The organism is Streptomyces filamentosus, assembly GCF_014654895.1.
In the GTDB taxonomy this organism is placed as follows: Bacteria; Actinomycetota; Actinomycetes; order Streptomycetales; family Streptomycetaceae; genus Streptomyces; species Streptomyces filamentosus.
Genome location: NZ_BNBE01000002.1, coordinates 1,610,823 through 1,628,627, shown reverse-complemented (window position 1 = coordinate 1,628,627; position 17,805 = coordinate 1,610,823). Strand labels below are relative to the sequence as shown.

The 17,805-nt window shown below is 71.2% G+C and carries 14 protein-coding genes; 1 reads left to right on the top strand and 13 read right to left on the bottom strand.

Annotated elements, in window-relative coordinates:
- Positions 1 to 7: 7 nt before the first annotated feature.
- The 9 genes from IE326_RS26275 to IE326_RS26230 all read right to left on the bottom strand — a co-directional run bounded on the left by IE326_RS26275 (position 8) and on the right by IE326_RS26230 (position 11,771).
- The gene (locus IE326_RS26275; protein ID WP_229915635.1) at positions 8 to 1,261 is read right to left on the bottom strand and encodes an HIT domain-containing protein; all 1,254 of its coding nucleotides are present in this window, start codon (positions 1,259 to 1,261) and stop codon (positions 8 to 10) included.
- A gap of 316 nt (positions 1,262 to 1,577) precedes the next feature.
- Positions 1,578 to 2,225 (bottom strand): helix-turn-helix transcriptional regulator, encoded by a 648-nt coding sequence (locus IE326_RS26265; RefSeq protein ID WP_190043245.1) that lies wholly within the window; start codon positions 2,223 to 2,225, stop codon positions 1,578 to 1,580.
- On the bottom strand, positions 2,222 to 3,439 hold the full coding sequence (locus IE326_RS26260) for a methyltransferase domain-containing protein (protein ID WP_229915634.1): 1,218 nt from the start codon (positions 3,437 to 3,439) through the stop codon (positions 2,222 to 2,224). Before IE326_RS26260 ends, IE326_RS26265 begins: the two co-directional genes overlap by 4 nt.
- The gene (locus IE326_RS26255; RefSeq protein ID WP_229915633.1) at positions 3,429 to 4,634 is read right to left on the bottom strand and encodes an MFS transporter; all 1,206 of its coding nucleotides are present in this window, start codon (positions 4,632 to 4,634) and stop codon (positions 3,429 to 3,431) included. The genes IE326_RS26260 and IE326_RS26255 overlap by 11 nt, the downstream gene beginning before the upstream one ends.
- 98 nt (positions 4,635 to 4,732) lie before the next feature.
- Positions 4,733 to 5,512 carry a class I SAM-dependent methyltransferase gene (locus IE326_RS26250; RefSeq protein ID WP_190043243.1) on the bottom strand — a complete coding sequence of 260 codons (780 nt, stop codon included), beginning with the start codon at positions 5,510 to 5,512 and terminating at the stop codon, positions 4,733 to 4,735.
- Entirely contained in the window at positions 5,509 to 6,825 is a 1,317-nt protein-coding gene (locus tag IE326_RS26245) for an NUDIX domain-containing protein (RefSeq protein ID WP_373310268.1), read from the bottom strand. The genes IE326_RS26250 and IE326_RS26245 overlap by 4 nt, the downstream gene beginning before the upstream one ends.
- Positions 6,826 to 7,073: 248 nt before the next feature.
- Positions 7,074 to 8,120: a phosphotransferase enzyme family protein gene (locus IE326_RS26240; protein ID WP_190043241.1), complete on the bottom strand. Its 1,047-nt coding sequence runs from the start codon at positions 8,118 to 8,120 to the stop codon at positions 7,074 to 7,076.
- Complete coding sequence (locus tag IE326_RS26235) at positions 8,117 to 10,141, bottom strand: ABC transporter ATP-binding protein (RefSeq protein ID WP_190043240.1); 2,025 nt, start codon at positions 10,139 to 10,141, stop codon at positions 8,117 to 8,119. Before IE326_RS26235 ends, IE326_RS26240 begins: the two co-directional genes overlap by 4 nt.
- A 508-nt stretch (positions 10,142 to 10,649) precedes the next feature.
- Positions 10,650 to 11,771: a phosphotransferase enzyme family protein gene (locus IE326_RS26230; RefSeq protein WP_229915632.1), complete on the bottom strand. Its 1,122-nt coding sequence runs from the start codon at positions 11,769 to 11,771 to the stop codon at positions 10,650 to 10,652.
- 513 nt (positions 11,772 to 12,284) lie between these two features.
- Between IE326_RS26230 and IE326_RS26225 the strand changes: the two genes are divergently transcribed.
- The gene (locus tag IE326_RS26225; RefSeq protein ID WP_190043516.1) at positions 12,285 to 12,674 is read left to right on the top strand and encodes a hypothetical protein; all 390 of its coding nucleotides are present in this window, start codon (positions 12,285 to 12,287) and stop codon (positions 12,672 to 12,674) included.
- A 77-nt stretch (positions 12,675 to 12,751) separates the two neighbouring features.
- Here IE326_RS26225 and IE326_RS26220 read toward each other — a convergent pair whose 3' ends face one another.
- Genes IE326_RS26220 through IE326_RS26205 form a run of 4 tightly spaced genes read right to left on the bottom strand, consistent with a single transcriptional unit; the run spans position 12,752 to position 17,661 of the window.
- The gene (locus IE326_RS26220) at positions 12,752 to 13,753 is read right to left on the bottom strand and encodes a thioesterase domain-containing protein (protein WP_190043239.1); all 1,002 of its coding nucleotides are present in this window, start codon (positions 13,751 to 13,753) and stop codon (positions 12,752 to 12,754) included.
- A 40-nt stretch (positions 13,754 to 13,793) separates the two neighbouring features.
- Positions 13,794 to 14,762, bottom strand: coding sequence for a beta-ketoacyl synthase N-terminal-like domain-containing protein (locus IE326_RS26215; protein ID WP_190043238.1), 969 nt, complete (start codon positions 14,760 to 14,762; stop codon positions 13,794 to 13,796).
- On the bottom strand, positions 14,759 to 15,895 hold the full coding sequence (locus tag IE326_RS26210; RefSeq protein ID WP_190043237.1) for a beta-ketoacyl synthase N-terminal-like domain-containing protein: 1,137 nt from the start codon (positions 15,893 to 15,895) through the stop codon (positions 14,759 to 14,761). The genes IE326_RS26215 and IE326_RS26210 overlap by 4 nt, the downstream gene beginning before the upstream one ends.
- Positions 15,892 to 17,661, bottom strand: coding sequence for an AMP-binding protein (locus IE326_RS26205; protein ID WP_229915631.1), 1,770 nt, complete (start codon positions 17,659 to 17,661; stop codon positions 15,892 to 15,894). Before IE326_RS26205 ends, IE326_RS26210 begins: the two co-directional genes overlap by 4 nt.
- Between the last annotated feature and the right edge of the window lie 144 nt (positions 17,662 to 17,805).

Sequence of the window (17,805 nt, the reverse complement as noted above, 5' to 3'; positions counted from 1 at the left end):
CCGCCGCTCACCGGGACCCGCCCGGACGCCGCGCGAGCAGGACCGTGAACACCGCGTCCTCGACGAGCCCGGCCCCGGCGGCACGCTGCTCCAGCAGCCGGCGGGCCTCGGTCTCGAACTCGGCGTGCCGTTCGGCGAACTGCTCCGCGCCGGCGAAGCTGGTGCTCCGCAGGTAGCCGAGGACACGGTCGGGCGTCCAGGTGCGCCGGTCCGGGAAGCGGTATGTGGTGACCTCGCTGAATGCTGACTCGGCGAGGACATCCTCGTGGGAGCGGGCCGGCTCCTTGTAAAGGGAGGTGCCCGCGCGGCGTTCGGTACCCAGGTAGGACCGGATCAGGGCGCGCAGGTCCACGGTCCACGGCGCTTCGTGGGTCCACAGGCTGCCGTCGCCCATGATCGCGACTGCGGCCGCGGGAGTGGTGACCTTGTCGGCCATCGCCAGCACCGCGGGCAGGTCCATCCAGTGGGCGGCCCGCGCGCAGGTGACCAGGTCGGCCCGGTAGCCGTCGTAGGGCGGGATGAAGTCCTGAGCGGCCACCTGGTGGAAGCCGGCGATGCGGCCCTTGAGGAGCGGAACAAGGACCCGGGTGGCTTCGTCGAGCATGCCGCGGCTGGTGTCGACCAGGTCCACACGGCCGAGGCGGGGGACGGCCGGCAGCAGGGCGGCCGGTACCTGCCCGGTGCCCGTGCCGAGATCGAGCAGCACCGGTCGCTTGATGTCCCTCACCGTCTCGGCGAGGAGGCGCACGGCTTCGGCGGGAAGCCCGGGCCGGTGCACGGCGTAGTGCGGCGCGGCGACACGGAACGGGTCCTCGGGCCGCTCGGCCGTTCCCGCCACCGGTTCTTGCAGCAGCGTGCGCAGCGAGGCCGCGTCGGCCTGGAGCCGCTGCTCATCCTGACCACCCTCGTCGAGGAACTCCCACGGCAGGGGTCCCCCGGGCGCCGGGTCGCCTTCCTCGTAGCGGGGGAAGACGTGCGTGTGCAGGTGGGGCACGACGTTGCCGAGGGTGGAGTAGTTGAGCTTCAGCGGCTCGTAGAACGCCGTCAGGGCCCTGCCGAGCGCCAGGGTGTCGCGCCAGTAGGCGGCGGCGTCGGCTTCGGACAGGTCGGTGGGCTCGGTCACGTGCGGGGGGCCGCGGTGGATCAGCACGCAATAGCCCCGCACCCGGCCCTGGCGCCACAGGTAGGCGTTGGCGACCTCACCGCGACGCAGCAGGATGCCCCAGCCGATGTCGTCGCAGGTGTAGTCGTTGTGGCACATGGGACATCCGTCTCCGGCGATGTGCGCCAGGAAGCCTTCCGGCCAGCCGCCCGCCGGGGTCGCATCGGGGGCAGCAGAGGAAGACTCTTCGTGGTCATGAGGCATGAACAACTCCATCCAGAGCGAGGAACCTTGGGCTCAAGCCGGCGACGGATCCCGGGCGCGGCAGGAAGTCCCGGCTGGTGCGACGGACCTGGACGGCGAAGCCGCCGAGGCACGATGGAGAGGGGCCAGCGCCCCGCACCGTCCGCTCTCCTCCTGGCGACGAGCTCGACCGGCTCAGCCGGTACGTCCGTGCGGGCGGCCGACGCCCGCGTCATATGAGTCCCCTTTCAAGCGCGTAGGCGACGGCATGGATGCGGTTTCGCAGATGCAGACGGGTGATGACTGCAGTGATCGCATGCTTGATCGTGCGTTCGGAGTAGCCCAGTTTGTCGGCGATCTCCGGTGTTTCGAGCCCCTGAGCGGATAGTCGCAGGACTTCTACCTCGCGTTCAGACAGACCGCCGGCGTGCAGCCCGCGAGGGCCGAGAACCTCGCTCTGGAGGCGGGCGACCGTGCACATGAGTTGGCTGACGAGGTCCTCAGGCAGATCCCCGCCTCCTCGGGCGACTCTGCGGACAGCGTCGGTGAGCTTGTGCACGGTCGCATCCGAGCGGCGAACGATGCCGGTGACGCCGCATTCTGCCGCCTCGACGAGCGCTCGCTCGTCGATGTCGTTCGGCACGAGAAGGCATCGGGCATGCTGGGAGCGTTTGATGAACCGCATCTGGCGGCGGGCGGGCTCATCGACCTTGTCCACGACGAGGACCACGACATCGGGCTTCTCGCTCTCCACGTCGCTGTCGGAGACCGGGGGGTGGAGCAGCCTGAGCCCCGGCTGAGTGCGCAGCTGACTGGTCACGCCAGCAAGGGAGATCGGGTCGTTGGCCTGTATGGCGACGGTGACGAGGTCGGTGGTCATCGGGATTCCTGCCGGGGGACGCTGGGCAGAGGCGGCAACGCCCAGCCGAGGGCCTTCGTGTGTGCCGCGGAGACGACGCGCTGTTCTGCGCTGCCGTCACCGAGGTCCACGTGGTACGCGTCCGGGCGTCCGGCCTGTTCCCAGCGAGCGTGGAGGGCTTCGAGCTCGGCCCAGATGTCGCGCGGTCCGTGAACACGGACGGTGTCGTCACCGGGACCGGCGACGGCCCAGGAGTCGCTCTCGGGAGCCACGAGGGTCATGGTGTCGGCCTGGAAGTCCCGCACCACCCCGCCGACCAGGTAGGCGGCGGCCAGCCAGAAGCCGTACGCGTCGTCCGCGGGTGGGGCGAGCCATGTGGCCCGCGGGGTGCCGGGGTCCGCCTTGATACGGGCTCTATGGTCGATCGCGTTGAGCCACCGGTAGCCGAGCAGGGGCCGATACCCGCGCGGCCCGCCCCGCAGGGTCGCCTCAAGGCGGCCCGTGGGGGTGCGGATGACCTCGAGGCGTCCGGGCCAGCTCGGTGTTCGGGTCGTGAGGGTGGTGAGCAGTCGCCCTCCGGGCGCGAGCTGTTCCAGCCAGGCGCGCGGGACGCGGGGGACACCGATGCCGGAGTGGATCCGGTCGTACTGTCCGCCCTGCGGGTGCCCGTCGAGGGCGTCGCCCTCCAGGACGGTCGCGGCCAGGCCGAGCCGGTCGAGGTTGCGCTGGGTGAAAGCCGTCATGTGCGCGTCGCGCTCGACGCCGACGGCGCGGTGGCGGCCGGTGACGGCGGCGGCGAGGGTGAGCGAGACCCCCGGCCCGGGCCCGAGCTCCAGGTACCGCAGCCCGGGTTCCAGCCGGAGATTCTGGAGGATCTCGACGGTGACGAGGAGGTTCGTGGACATGGAGGTCATGTGCCCGCCGGTCACCGGCCCGCGCGGGAGGGTGTCCAGCGGCTCGCCGTCGCGCTGCAGGAGGACCGAGTCGTCGCCGTGGATCAGGCCGAGCCACTCCTCGCGGTCGTCCGGGTGGGCGCCGTCGAGCAGGCGCCACTCGATCGGGTCGGCGCCCGGACCGCTGACCCGTACGTACGCGTGAGGCATCAGCACCTCGCGAGGCATGTGCAGCAGGGCGTCACGCAACCGGGGATCGGTCAGGACCCCGGCCTCGGTGAGGCGGTCGACCATGGCGGTGCGCAGGGTGTTCATCGTCTCGGCCTGGAGGTCAAGGGACACGGGGACCGTCCTTCGAGGGGGAGGGGGCGGGCATGGCGGTCATGCGGCGGATGGGGGAAGCCCACAGCAGTCCGGCGGGGACGAGGTGGAGCAGCGTTCCGACGAGCAGCGCGGTGTGCACGGAGAAGGCGGCGGCGAGGCCGCCGGCGGTCAGGGCGGCGGCCGTCCGCAGGCCGGTGACCAGCCAGACGGACGTCTGCTGCGCGCGGGACTGCAGCTCGGGCGGGCACAGCTGCTGGCGGATCGACCGCTGGGTCGTGCCGGCCGCGACCGCGGCCGCGGTCCGTACCGCGCCGGCCAGCGCGATCACCCCCAGCCACACGGGCCCGGGGCGGGCGATGAGAAGGGGCGCTGCGCATATGGCGTAGGCGAGAAGCCCGGCGAGGATCACGCGCGCTGGACCGTACCGGTCCACGAGGCGGGTGGCCAGGGCCGCACCCACCAGGCCGCCGACGGCGGTGACGCCCATGACCAGGCCGAGCCCCGTGCTGTCGGCGCCGAGCCTTTTCAGCAGCGTGTACGCGAAGTAGGTGACCACGATGCCGTCGGCGTACGCATGGCAGACGAGCGAGAGCACCATGGGGCGCTGGATCGGATCGCGCATCACGTAGCTGAGGCCCTCCCGGATCCCGGCGAGCATCCGCACCGGCCGGCCGGCCCTCTCCCGCCGCACCGCGCTGGGTCTGATCCGCCAGGCGCACCAGGCGCTCACCAGGTACGACAGGGAGTCCAGCCACAGGGCGCGGACCGCACCGACGAGGCCCACGACGAAGGTGCCGCCGTAGGCGCCGGCCGTGTCCGCCAGGGAGAACGCGCTGGCGATCCGGGCGTTCGCCTGGTGCATCTGGGCGCGGTCGACGAGCTCGGGCAGGATGGCGATCGAGGCGGCCTGATGGAGCACGGTCAGCGTCCCCAGCAGCAGCGCGACCGTGTAGAGCACGGGCACGGACAGGACACCGGCGGCCCAGCAGACCGGCACCGCGGCCACCACCGCGGCCGCGGCGAGATCGGTACCGACCATGACCGGCCTCTTCGGGTAGCGGTCGCCCACCACTCCGGCAGGCAGCGCGAAGAAGAAAGCCGGTGCCGTCGCCGCGGCGGCCAGCAGCGACACCTGACCAGGAGACGCGCCCAGCACCTGGACCGCGACCACCGGGAGCGCAACGCCGTGCACCGATGTGCCCGCGAGGGCCACCGCTTCGCCAGTCCAGTAGGAGCGGAATGACCGGTTATATCGTAAAGGGGTAGCGGTCTCGGAAGGCGCGGCTGCGCTGCGGGTGGTGCTGGTGGCCGTCACGGGCGTCCCCGCTCCGGCCGGCTGGCCAGGGCATGCACGAGGTGACCCATCTCCCGGTACGGGCTGCGCCAGGACGCCTCCCACTCCACCTCCAGCGCCGCCTCGTACGCGGCCGGTTCCGGGGCCCAGGTGTCGTCGAGGTGGTCGTGGAAGATCCGCACTCCCTGCCACGGCAGCGGGACCAGGCCGTGCCCGGCCGCGAGACGGTCCAGGGCCTCGGGGGCGTCGCCACGGGTCTCCCGGCCGAGGTTGCCGGTGCTCCGGTCCGTCTCGGAGACGATGAGCCGGTGCGCGCTCGGGTAGTCGCCGGCCAGGGCCTCGCGCACGCCGATGGCCCGCCGGTTCTTGGCCAGGACGCTGAGCAGGCCGCCCGGCGCGACGAGCCCCGCCAGACGCGCGACCGCCAGGCCGGGATCGTCCAGGTACATCAGCACCCCGTGGCAGCACACCGCGTCGAACCGCTCCCTGTCGAACGGAAGACGCTCGAGACCGGCGTCGACCAGCTCGATGTGGCCGGCCAGGTCGGGGCGGGCCGAGAGACGATCGGCCGCGGCGGCCAGCATGGCGGCGGACGGATCGACACCGGTCACCTGATGCCCGGCCGCGGCGAGACGGAGCGTCATCTCGCCGTTCCCGCAGCCGACATCGAGAACCCGCGCAGGACGCCCGGGAAGCTCCGCGAGCAGCCGGCGCTCGACCAGGTCGTGACGCAGCCGGCCCCGCGCGCTGCCGGAGTGGGCGCTGTACGCCGCGCCGACCGCGTCGAACCCGCTCATCGCGTCCAGCCGAGCTCGGTGAACGGACGCCCCGCCCGGATGCCCTCGATCGCGGCACGGGTGTACGGGACCAGCTGCTCGGGCAAGTCCTTGGCGCTCCACCACTCCCAGCGCAGACACTTGTCCCGCTCCCGCCGCTTCGGTGCGCCCTCCCAGTGCCGGGCCCGGAAGAAGAGCTGGATCCGGGGCGGATCCGAGGGGTGCTCGCGCATGTGCACGGTGTGGACCAGGTCGACGTCGGCCGGGTCGAACACCAGTCCTGCCTCTTCGCGCGCCTCTCGTACGAGGCACGCGGTCGCGGCCTCCGCCTCGCAGTGACCGGCGAGCACATGCCAGAACCCTCCCGCGTACGCCGAGTCCGGGTGCCGCAGCCCCAGCAGAACCTTTCCGTCGCGTTCCAGGTAGAGGTGGACGCCGACCACGTGCGGCACGGTCCCGGTCGGCGCCTTCGCCGACGTCGTCTCCACCGGCGGCGCCGGACCGGCGGCCGGCGCGGGCTGCTCGGCGGCGTGCCGCTCCAACAGCTCCCGGGTGGCGGGCAGCATCGTCATGTGCGGGAACTGATCGGGGCGCACCCAGGCGAGCATCACCCCCTCGGTCAGCTGCAGCTGGGCCGGGTCGCCGTCCCAGCAGCCGGAGAAGATCTCGATGGGTACACGAGTCTGGTCGGTGCCGATGACGGACTCGACCGCGTACGGCTCCAGACCGCCGACGGTGAGGCCGGCCTCCTCGGACAGCTCGCGGACGATCGTCTCGCGCAGGCTCTGGTCCTGCGGCTCCCGGCCGCCGCCGAGCAGCTCCCAGCACCCCGGGGCCCAGATGCCGGGCTTGTCGGCATCCCGGAGATGCAGCAGGTACCTCCCACGGCCGTCGTGGAGGATCGCGGAGGCGTTCAGCGGCACGATCGCACCATCCAGAGCCGAGGCGGTGAGCTTGCCGCGCAAGGTCGGGGAGGAGACTTCCTCGACCGGCAGCCAGACCGCTCCCGCGACTTCCTCGGCCTGCAGCGCGAGCTCGGGCGCGTCGTCCGCGAGGTAGAAGACGAAGCGGAAGTCGTAGTGCTGGTGGGCCTCTTCACCCTTCGCCGGGCTGGGGCCGATCTCGTGGACGTCGACGTCGATGGGCCTGCCCTGGAACTCGGGGGTCAGGACCAGGCAGGAGGGGGGGAGCCCCGCCTCTTCCACGGCCTCCCGCAGGGCCGCGGCCAGCAAGGTGTCATCGTCGGCCTCGACGTGCCCGCCCGGGCAGAGCAGCTGGTCCCCAGAAGCCTTGTGGCGGATGTGAAGGACGCGCCGGTCCCGGTCGATCACCACCGCGCTGCACGTGACGTGCCCGGGAAGAACAGCGCGGCCCGTCGGATCGCCCCCGGCCTCCAACGCGTCCAACAGGGGCCTCAAAGCCGTGCGTTCGCCGGGATTCCGGTCCAGGTAGCCGGTGAGCAGAGCGCGGATGTGAGGAAGGGAAGGCGGCATGTCAGGACCTCGCGAAACGAAGAAGCGGACGGCAGACAGACGGACCGAGGGCGACGGGCGTCGCCGGGCGACAGCGCGGCGCGCGGGGTTCAGGTGAGGTGGTCACACAGGACCTCCTCGGCCTCGTCGAGGCGGTCGCACAGGACGGCTGCGGCCTCGTAACGGTCGCGGGCGTACCGCTCCAGCGAGGCGTCGGCCGGCCCCGGGCCGTCGAGGACCTCATCGAGCGGGTACACCGACATCAGCAGGGCGGCGGCGGTCACCCGCACCACGCCCACCAGCTCCTGCACCGGCACGACCGGGTGGAGAGCGTGGTAGGCGGCGGCCAGCCGGCCCAGTCCTTCGGGCCAGTCGGGCTGGGCCAGGACGGTACGCGGATCGAGCGCGAGGCGGCCCAGCTCCCAGACCGCGCCCCTGCGGACCGGCGGGTGGAAGTCGATCACCGCCGCCACGCCCTCCCCGCGCAGCAGGACGTTCGGGCCGGACAGATCGCCGTGGACCAGCTGCGACACCATCGCGCGCGGAACGGCGGCCAGCAGGCGTTCGGCCTCCGGCACGCGTGCCAGTTTCTCGCGGACTGTCTCGGCCGCCCACCGTCCGAACGCGGTGGCCGGTGGTGTGGCCGCGTACCGGGAGACGAGGTTCTCCAGCCGGGCGGTGGCCCGGGCGAGGTCGACCGCCTTGTCTGCCGGGCCCGGCCGGGGCGGCCCGAAATCGTGCCGGGCGAAGGCGCGGTGCAGCCGCCCGACGGCCTCCCCGACCGCCTCCCAGCGCCTCCCGGTCAGCCGCCCGTTCGCCGTCACCGCATCCGGGACGTACCGGGTGACCGTCATGACCAGTTCCCGGTACGAGGCGGTGAGCCGGCCTTCGTGTGTAGGGCGGGCGGGGGCCACCGGCACTCGGCACAGGCGGGCGTACTCGCTGAGCCGGGCGGCGGCGTCGACTGACTCCAGCACGGAACCGGCCGGGTAGGTCTTCACGAACCACTGCGTGCCGTCGGCCTCGGCAGCGAGGTAGTTACGGGTCGCGGTCCCCGACGGTCCCTGCTCGACCGAGACGGGAACGATGCCGAAGTCACTGGCGAGCAGCAGCGTGACCCGCGCGATTTCCGTCTCGAAAGCCGACAAGGGAGTCATGACACCACCTGCCCCTCACCGGCCGCGCCCGCCGGTTCGTCCGGCATCCCGTCCGTCGCGCCGGCCTGGGCCGGCAGCTGCGAAGCGGGCAGGAACTGCCGGGCCTGCAGGAGGTACGCGTCACGGAACGCGCCCGTCCCGACAGTGGGGTCCATGAGCTCCTCGAACGTTCCGTGCTCCGCGACACGGCCTTCGTCGAGGACGTAGATGAGGTCGGCGTGACGCGCGCTGGCGAGCCGGTGCGTGATCAAGACGACCGTCTGCCCTTCATCGGCGAGCCGGTGGATCTGGTCGAAGACCCGCTGCTCGGCCGCGGCGTCGAGGGCGCTGGTGGGTTCGTCGACGATCAGGACCTCTCCCCGGCGCAGCCGGGCGCGGGCGAGCCCCAGCTTCTGCCACTGCCCACCGGAGATCTCTTGCCCGCGCTGGTAGCCACGGGCGAGCAGCGCGTCGAGGCCCTGCGCGAGCCGGGCGACGACCTTGTCGGCGCCGGAGTACGCGGCGGCATCCCAGATCTCCGCGTCGTCCCACGGGGCGGCCGAGCTACGGCCGATGCCGATGTTGAGGCGGAAGGTAAAGGGCCACCGGTAGAAGTCCTGGGCCACCATCGCGACTCGGTCGAAGATCTGTTCCCGGTCGGCCTCGGTGGTGCTGACCCCGCCCCACAGGACCCGCCCCCCGGTGGGCTGCCGCACACCGCTGAGGAGGCTGACCAGGGTGGACTTGCCGGCCCCGTTCGTCCCCACCAGGGCGACGGTCTTGCCCCGGGGGATGACGAGATCGACATTCTCCAGGGACGGCGTGTCCTTGCCGGGATAGGTGTAGGTGACGTTCTCGAAGCGGATCTCGTCGACCACCTCTGGGAGGTTCCGGCCGCCGTCCGGGACGGCGCGCCGGGCGGCCTCGTCGCACAGGCGCTCCAGGTCCGCGATGTACAGGGCCTCGGCCTGGAGTTCGGTGACGCGCAGGACGAGGCTGGTGATGCTGGCCGAACTGGACCGGATCGCCAGGACCGCCGTGCCGGCGATGGCGAGGTCCATCCGCCCGGCCCACAGCAGCGCCCCGAGCACGCCGTAGGTGGTGACGGTCGCCAGCCCCCTGGCGGAGTCGGCGAGCAGGCTCACCTTCACTCCGGTCCGGGCCAGCCTCGTCTGCTCCTCCTCGCTGGTCTCGGCCATCAGCCGGAAGTGCGTGAGCAGCAGGGGAGCCACCCCGTGGACGCGGACCTCGGCCGCGGCCTTCTGGTCGATCAGCAGCTGGCTGAGCAGCTTGGCCGCCCGCGCGTGCTGCGCGAAACGGTGGAAGCTCACGTAACGGTGCCGGGCCATGCTGATCGAGCCCCACGCACTTGGCAGCGCCATCAGGACCAGGAGCGGAAGCAGAATCGGGTGGAGCACGGTCAGAACGCCGGCGGCCGCGATCAATGAGATCAGGGAGGTGACTACGGCGGTGCAGTAGCCGACCATCCTCCGCGCGGCGTCCGCGCCCCACTGCGCGGTGTCCATCAGCTTGTGGAAGCCGTCGTCTTCGATCGCCTCCAGCTCCACCCGCGCCACCAGCCCGAGGTAGCGCTCGGTCGCCGCCCGCTGCACCTTCGGCTCCAGGACGCGGGTGGCGGCAAGCGAGGCCGACCGGCAGGCCGCGCCGACCGACGACAGGACGGCCACGGCGATGATTGCCGGCAGCGCGGCATTCAGTCGTCCGGGGATGTCTCCCGGAGCGAGGAGCCGCACCAGCAGGGCGTTGACCATGATCAGGGAGACGGCCTGGGTGATGCCCTGCACGATTTCGCTGAACGCGACCGTGGCGAACGCCCGGCGGTCGACCTCGCGGGCGAGCCGGATGGCGAGGCGGACCTGCCGGGGGAGCGACCGGGCCATCTCCCACATCCCGAGCACCGCCCAGGCGTCGGCGTGGACGGCGAAGCCCTGGTCGTAGGTGAGCTTCCCCCCGAACAGCAGCCGCTCCGACTCCGACGCCTCCTTCTCGGCGGCCGGCTGTGCACCTGTCGTGTCGGTCATGCCCCCCACCTCGTATCCGGACCAGACGCGTGACGGCAAGGGCCAGCCACAGCGGGGCGAGCTCCGCACCGAAGCTGATGGACCCGCCGGAGGGAAGTAGGAAGGGGGTACATCACGGCCTCCAGAAGGGCGAGTTGGGATGTCGGATGGCTCAACGACTCAAGGCAGTGGAGCGAGGACACAGGATTCGGACGGCGTTCGAACCCCGGAACTGGGCGAAAATCAGTTCGTGCTGTGTGCACCGATCCACACAGGACATGGGAGCGGTGGATGGCGAAGGTGGCCGAAACGCCGTGGTTGACGGGCATTGCGGACCGGTCCTTCCAGCCGCCGGTGACCCCGACTACGGCCGACGCGCGGCCAGCCGTCACTGTCGACGGTGTCAACCGCGCGGTGTTCGGGACGGTGGGGCTCTTGGCCGCGTTGAACTGGGCGGTCTGCTGGGCGCGGGTGCAAGCCTGGTGCAGGCCGCGGAGGCCGCCAGCCAGGGCGGATGAGGGCCATGAAGTCAGACAAGAGCGTCGCGCAGGGCCTCCTCCAAGGCAGGTAGCTGGTCCAGCAGCATCAGATCGGCCTCGTGCCGCGCCCTGCCGTAGGACTCCAGCGCGGCGTCGACGATATGTGGACGCTTCACTGGTGCCGAGAACGGAAACGTTGAGCAGAGCACGGCTGCACAGCCCACACGGAGCGAGGACACGAGGTCGTTCGCGGACGCCTTGGGGTTGGCGTCCCGGTAGGCCAGGGTGAGATCGGTGTATCCGGCAAGCCAGCCCTCCACACCGTTGGCCAGCACGCTGCTGGGGTCACAGCCCAGACGTGCGATTTCCCAGGCGAGGTACCCGGCTGTGGGCGGTCGGAAGTCCACGAACGCGGCGGCATCGTCGTCCTTGAACAAGACGTTGGGTCCTGACAGGTCGCCGTGCAGGATCTGGACAGTCAGCGGTGGAAGCGAAGCAAGGATGCGCTCGACGCGCCCCAGGAGAGCTTGCCGCTCACACGTCGCCTGCAGCGACCATGACTCGAACTCCCCGAGCCCGGGCTTGCTCTGGAAAGCGCGGATCAGACCCTTGTAGCTGTCTCGTGCGGTGGCCACGTCACATACCGCAGCACCAGGTTCCAGGGCAGGTACGGCGCTGGGGTGAGCGGCGAGCCGACGGTGGAGATGGCCCATCGCTGTGCCGACGGCTGCCCACCGTGCGCCCATCAGGCCGCCTTCGCCAGTTGTGGTATGCGGCACGTACGACCACAGGGACATCGGCAGGCGGCCGTGGGTCGCGATGAGCTCGTGCTCGCGCGTGCGGGTTGCCCGCGCGGTCGCGACACCTCCGTCGGCGCAGTACTCGGACAGTTCGACCGACGCCCGCTCCAGATCCAGGTGCTCTCGCGTGCGGTAGACCTTGGCGAAGTGCCACCGGCCCGCCTGGTCCACGACGACGTAGTTGTCCGTCGCGGTGCCCTCCGGGATGCGCGTTACCTCTGCCGGGTGCAGTCCGTACGCGAGCACCAGCGTGTCGGCGATCGCCCTGATCTGGTTCCCCGCCGCGGTATGGCCGGGCGGGGTAGGTGCGGTGGCGGGATGGGCGACGGGCTGCTGAGATGGGGTGGACATGGTCTCCTCGTCGAGGCGCACAGCGATAGCGGTCAGATGATGGGCGGGCGGCGGGCGGTCGGGGCGATCAGCATGCGGGCGTGGACCGTCGTCGCCAGACGCTCACCGAGCTGCGGCGGGCCGCGCCGGGTGCACAGGGGCCGCACGCCGTATAGCGCTCTGTCAACGCGGTCATCTGCCCGTGCCTCCCTCGTTCGGGGTGTGGCAGTGCCCGAGCCCGATCGGGCACTGCCACAGTTGCCGGCGGGGGCCAGCCCACCAAGTCGACATCGCGGCCCCCGCCTCGTGACTCGGCCGATCGAGGAGGCGAACGCGGTATCCGGCGCCGGTCTTCCATGGCGAGAAGGACCGGCTCGGCATCGGGCAGGCGGGGCGTAGGGGCGGCGCCGGCGGGCGCCGCGGCAACAGGCAGGGGGCTTTCGCCGCATAGAGTGAGCGCGCGTGGGTGTCCACGCCGTCCACCCGAAGATGATCTTGGGCGTCTTCGTTCTCGTCCCCGCAGGCCCCCTCGGGCCGCACCACCAGGAGGAACCAGTGTCGTCGCCGCAAGTGATCAGCCCCGCAGAGAAGCTCGCCGAGGCGAAAAAGCTGCTGAGCTTCCCTCGAATTGTGGCGATTTGCGGCTCCACTCGTTTCATGGCCGAGATGGTTGAGGCCGATGTGCGGGAGACCAAGGCCGGACGGATCGTCGTCAAGCCTGGTTGCGACCTGAAGTCGCCGCACGAGCTCTGGTCCGATCCTGTCGAGGCTGAGGCGCTGAAGATTCGGCTCGACGAGCTGCACCGGTCGAAGATCCTGCTGGCTGATGAGGTACTCGTGGTCGGCGACTACATCGGTGACAGCACCAGGGCCGAGATCGCCTACGCCCGTTCGCTCGGCCGGCCTGTGCGGTTCACCCACCCCGAAGTCGACCCCGACGCCTGAGAGCCCACCCGGACACTCTCCGCGGGGACGCTGTTGGACTAGGCCGTCCAGCGGGTGGCGTGGTGGGGAGAACGCGCTCATGCGGCGGAGGAGCGCATCGCGGCCGTGATGGCGGCAGCGAGATGTCGCCGGTGGCTCGTCAGGTAGAAGTGGTCGCCCTCGTACAGCTCGAGTCTGCGGAAGTGCGTGGTGAACGCTTCCCAGGAGAGCAGACTGTCCTCGCCGGTCAGCTTGTCGCGGCGGCCCCCGAATACCGAGAGCGGAACGGGCAGCGGCTCGGGGGCACGGGGAGGAGCCCAGGTGTCCAGGAGCTTGAAGTCACCACGGAACACCGGGGCGAACTTGTGCCAGATGGCGTCGTCGTCGAGGAGCTGCGGCTGGCAGCCGCCCACGTTTCGCAGCCAGCCGCGCAGGTCGTCGTCGGACATCAGGTGAGGGCGGTCGTCGGCGCCGGCCTCGCCTCGCGGGGCGCCGTAGGCGGACACCCCCAGCCAGTCCGGGAGCGGGTCCCCTCCGTGGTGAAGGCGGCGGGTGAGCTGGTAGGCGATGAGTGCGCCCATGCTGTGGCCGAAGAACCCGAAGGGCCGGTCGAGCAGGGGTGCGATCGCGGTGTGGAAGTAGTCGACCAGCCGGTCGCAGTTGTCGATCAGCGGCAAGGACTGCAGCCGGCCGCGGCCCGGGGCCTCCACGAGGCAGAGCTCCCAGTCCTGGGGGAAGAGTTCCGCCCAGCCTCGGTAGAGCAGGTGAGAGCCGCCGGCGTGGTGGAACAGGAACAGGCGCGCCGCTGGGTCGCGCAGCGGTCTCGGGCGGATGACCGGCTGGGTCGACGTCTCGCTGACGAGCTTCGAGACGACGACGGCGTGCAGTTCGGCGAGGGTCCTGGCACCGCTGACGACCACGGTGTTCTCCGGGACGCCGAACGTGTTCTCGACGCGGGTGGAGATTTCGAGCATCAGCAGCGAGTCGATGTCGAGCTCGTCGGTGAAGTGCGCCTCGTCGGTGACCTCCTCGGGCTCGATCTCCAGTGCTCTGGCTATCAGAGCGCGGAGCTCCTCGATGTTCACGGGCGCAGTGGTCATGGTGTTCCCCTGGCTCCTACGTGGATGGACGAGTGGTTGGTCAAGGGGTTAGCAGCAGAGCGGCTGCCGCGTCGTGGCGAGGGCCTCCGGCCGTGGCGAGCACGTTTCCGGGGGCGTCGCTCTCCAGGAAGGCAGCTCCGGCAGCGCACTGCAGGACGCCCAGTGCCCCGGACAGCGGTCCTAGCTGGGCCTCCAGGCCGATCCGGCGAGTGCCTGCGAGCAGATGGCCCGCCCCGGCACCCGCCTCGTCCCCGAGCCACAGTCCGATGGATTTCTCCTCCGTCACACCGGCGCCGGTCAGCGCTGCGGCGAGGTCTCTGGCCCGTGCGTACCCGGCGATCGTGGCGCGAGGCCGCGCGCCACGGGAAGCGACTGCGTCCGCCGGTTCGAGGACGACGGCGACCGCCGCGTCGGTGGACGGCTCCCCGAGCAGCTTCGCCGTCACGTCGTTGGCCGGTTCGACGCCGACGACGACGGCTGCTTCGGCGCGCCCGGCCACGATGAGGTTGCGGGCCCAGGCGAGGGCGTCCAGACCGCTGGTGGTGCCGTTGCAGAGGGTGAGGTTGGGGCCGCGCAGCCCGTAGCCGATGGCCACCCAGCCGGCGATGACGTTGCTTGAGGTCTGGGGCAGGCCCAGCGGGCTGAGGCCCCTGACGCCTTCCCTGGCGATGGTGTCGGCGGCTTCGCAGACGCTGTCCACGTTGCCCAGGTTGGTGCTGACCACGACGGCGGTCGTATCAGCCGCGCCCGTGAACGTCGCGTCGGCGTCGGTCAGGCCCGCGTCGTGGAGGGCGAACTCGGCGGCCCGCAGGGCGAGCCGGGACGCGCGGTCCTTGTGGCGCATCTCGCGTCCGCGTAGTCCGGTGGCCGGGTCGAAGCCGCCCTCGACGGGCAGCGGTCCGAGGAGATGGCCGTACGTCGCGACACCAGGGAGCGCCAGGCCGATGCCCGTGACGACGACCTTCCGGGTGCTCGGGTTGCTCATCCGTTCGGTACTCGTCCCGCTCATCGGGCTGCCTCCACGATCGCGACGGCGTTGATCCCTCCGAAGCCGAAGGCGTCGATCTGTGCGATGGTCAGGTCGCCGACCGCGGGGGCGCCCTGCACCAGGCCCAGTCCCGTGGCCTCGGGGATCGGATCGATCAGTCCCAGGACCGGGGGGACCTTCCTCTCCTTCATGGCGAGCACCGCCATCACGAGGCTGAGGAGTCCCGAACCGCCCAGGGTGTGGCCGGTCATCGCCTTGATGGCGGTCATCAGCGGCCCGGGTCCGGCGCCGTCGAAGACGCGGCGCAGGACGCTCGACTCCGTCGCGTCGTTGCGGGGGGTGCCGCTGCCGTGCAGCATCACCAGGTCGATGTCCTGCGCCTGTACCCCTGCTCTGCGGTAGGCGTCCTGGATCGCACGGGTGATGCCGTCGGGGTCGGGCGCGGTGGGGTGGTGGGCGTCGCAGTTCATGCCCACACCGCGCACCCGGGCGTGCACGGGGCCGTTCCCCGTGCCGGTGCGCTGGACGACGACGGCTGCCGCGCCCTCGCCCATCAGCATGCCCTTGTGCGTGGTGTCGAAGGGGCGGAGCGCGTCAGGGATGTCGTTCTGCACTCGGTCGAGCGTGCCGAAGCCGCTCTCGGTGGCGGCGTCGGTGCCGGCGACGACGACCGTGTTGGCCATGCCGAGTTCGATCATGTCGGTGGCCATGCCGAGCGCGTACAGGGTGGCCGAGCAGGCGTTGGCGAAGGTGTAGGTGGTGGACGCACCGAAGGCCGCCTTCAGGGCGGTGCCGAAGTGCAGGTCTTCGAGGGCGACGTCCGCGTTCTCGCGCCACCACAGTTCGAGGCTGCGCTGCTCGCGCATGGTGGTCCCGACCAGCACGGGTATCTGGGACAGGTCCTCGTCCAGGCCCGCGTCGGCGACTGCCTCACGGACGACGGTGGTGAGCCAGCGGGTGGCGCGGCGCGGGATGTCGCCGCCGCCCTCGGGCCGGTCGTCGATCTCGTAGGCGTAGACCGCCCTGTACTTGTCGGGGTCGAACACTCGCAGAGGCGTGCGGCTCTCCTGGCCCGCGCACAAGGCGGTGAAGATCTCTTCGGGGCTGGCGCCGATGTTGGCGACGGCGGCCATGCCGGTAATGTCCCAGGTCACGGTTGTCCAGCCGCCCTTCGCAGCTGGAAGGCGGCCAGCTTGCCGGTCGACGTGGTCGGGAGCTCGTGGCGAAACTCCAGACGGGCTGGCCGCTTGTAGGCGGCAAGACCGCCGCGGATCGCGGCCATCACCGCGCGCCGCACCACGGCCTCGTCGCATCCCGGCCGGGCCACCAGGTACGCCACGGCCTGCTCCAGGCCGTCCGCATCGCGACCGCCGACCACCGCGCAGTCCTGGACCCCGTCAGCGTCGCGGATGACGTTCTCGATCTCTCCCGGCGCGACCTTGTAGCCGCCCAGGTTGAGCAGGTCATCGACGCGGCAGAGATGGACGAATGCCCCGTCCGGGTCGCGGCGCACCATGTCGCCGGTGTAGGCGCCGCCGTCGGCGAAGGTGACTGCGGCGGCCTCCGGGCGGCCGATGTAGCCGAGGGCGACGGTCGGGCCGGCGATGTGGAGTCGGCCTTCCTCCCCGTCGGCGACGGGCGTGCCGTCCGCGGCGCGGACGGTCGCGGATATCCCGGGCACCGGCACCCCGAAGGTTCCCGGACGGTTGATTCCCGGCGGGGTGCCGACGACCGTGTAGAGCACCTCGGTGGCGCCGAGACCGTTGAACAGCCCGGCCTGGAAGGCGGTGCGGATCCGTTCGCTGAGGGAAGCCGGCAGATTCTCGCCCGCCGACACGCACAGCCGCACGGAGTCGACCGCCGCCGTCTCGGATGTGTTCAGCAGCGCGGCGTACAGCCGAGGGACGGAGAACAGGACGGTGGGGCGGTGGTGTTGCAGAGCGGCGGTGAGCGAGTGGACGTCGACCGGGCCGCGGAGGAGTGCAACGCGGGCGCCGGCCGCCAGAGGGCACAGGACGGAGTTGCCGAATCCGTAGCCGAAGGACATCCGGGCGCTGGAGAGCACGGTGTCCTCGGGAGTCAGCGCCAGTACGGTGCCGATGCCGTCGGCCATGGCCGTGATCGCTCCTGCCGAGTGCCGGACTCCCTTGGGCATGCCGGTGCTTCCGGAGGTGTACTGCACGAGCGCCTCACGCCCTGCACTCCACGCGGCCGGGGGCCCGGCGTCCTGCGGGCGGCGTGCGGGGCCGGGCTCGGCCGTGGCCAGAGCGGCGAGGACGTCCGCGCCGGTGAACCGGATGGTCGTCTCGAACAGCCCCTCCAGAGCGCGCTGTCGCGCGGGGGCCGCGTCGAGGTGCACCATCCCGGCGGCACAGTCCGCGGCGATGTAGCGGACTTCGTCGTCCTTGAGCATCGGACTGATCACCACGGGGACGCAGCCGTGCCACCACAGGCCGAGGACGGCGACGACGGTCGCCACGGAGTCGTCGGCGACCAGCAGGCCGCGGGCGCCCTCAGGCATACCTGCTGCCCTGAGGGCGCCCGCGTACCCGCGTGCCGCCTCCAGGAGGGCGGCGTAGGTGATCGCCCCCGCCTGGGGGTCGAGGTAGCTGACCCTTTCGCCCCGGCCGGCGGAGACATGCCCCGCCACCAGGTGACCGAGCAGGTCGACCCCGCGAAGGCGTGTCGCCCGCTCGCCGAGCACGGACACCGCGGCGTCCAGGCTGGTGAGGGCCGCCGCTTCCTCCGCGGACAGGGGACCGAACTCGCGCTCGATCGCGACCGTGATCGCGACCTTCTCCAGGGAGCTCATACCGAGCTGCTCGTACCACAGGGCACCGGACTCGATGCCCTCCTTCTCGACTTCGAGAACAGACGCCACGATCTCTCGCAGCCTGTCGAGGACTTCTGCATCACGCACCGGCTGGGGTCCTTTCCGTATCTTCGTTGTCGAGAAGTGAGACCTGGCTAGGCCGTGAGCGAGCCGGAGACCTGCTTTCGCCTCTGATCCAAGCGCCGGAACGCCGCTTGTTTCCGGTCAGAGATCTGGATAGGGCGCCGCAGC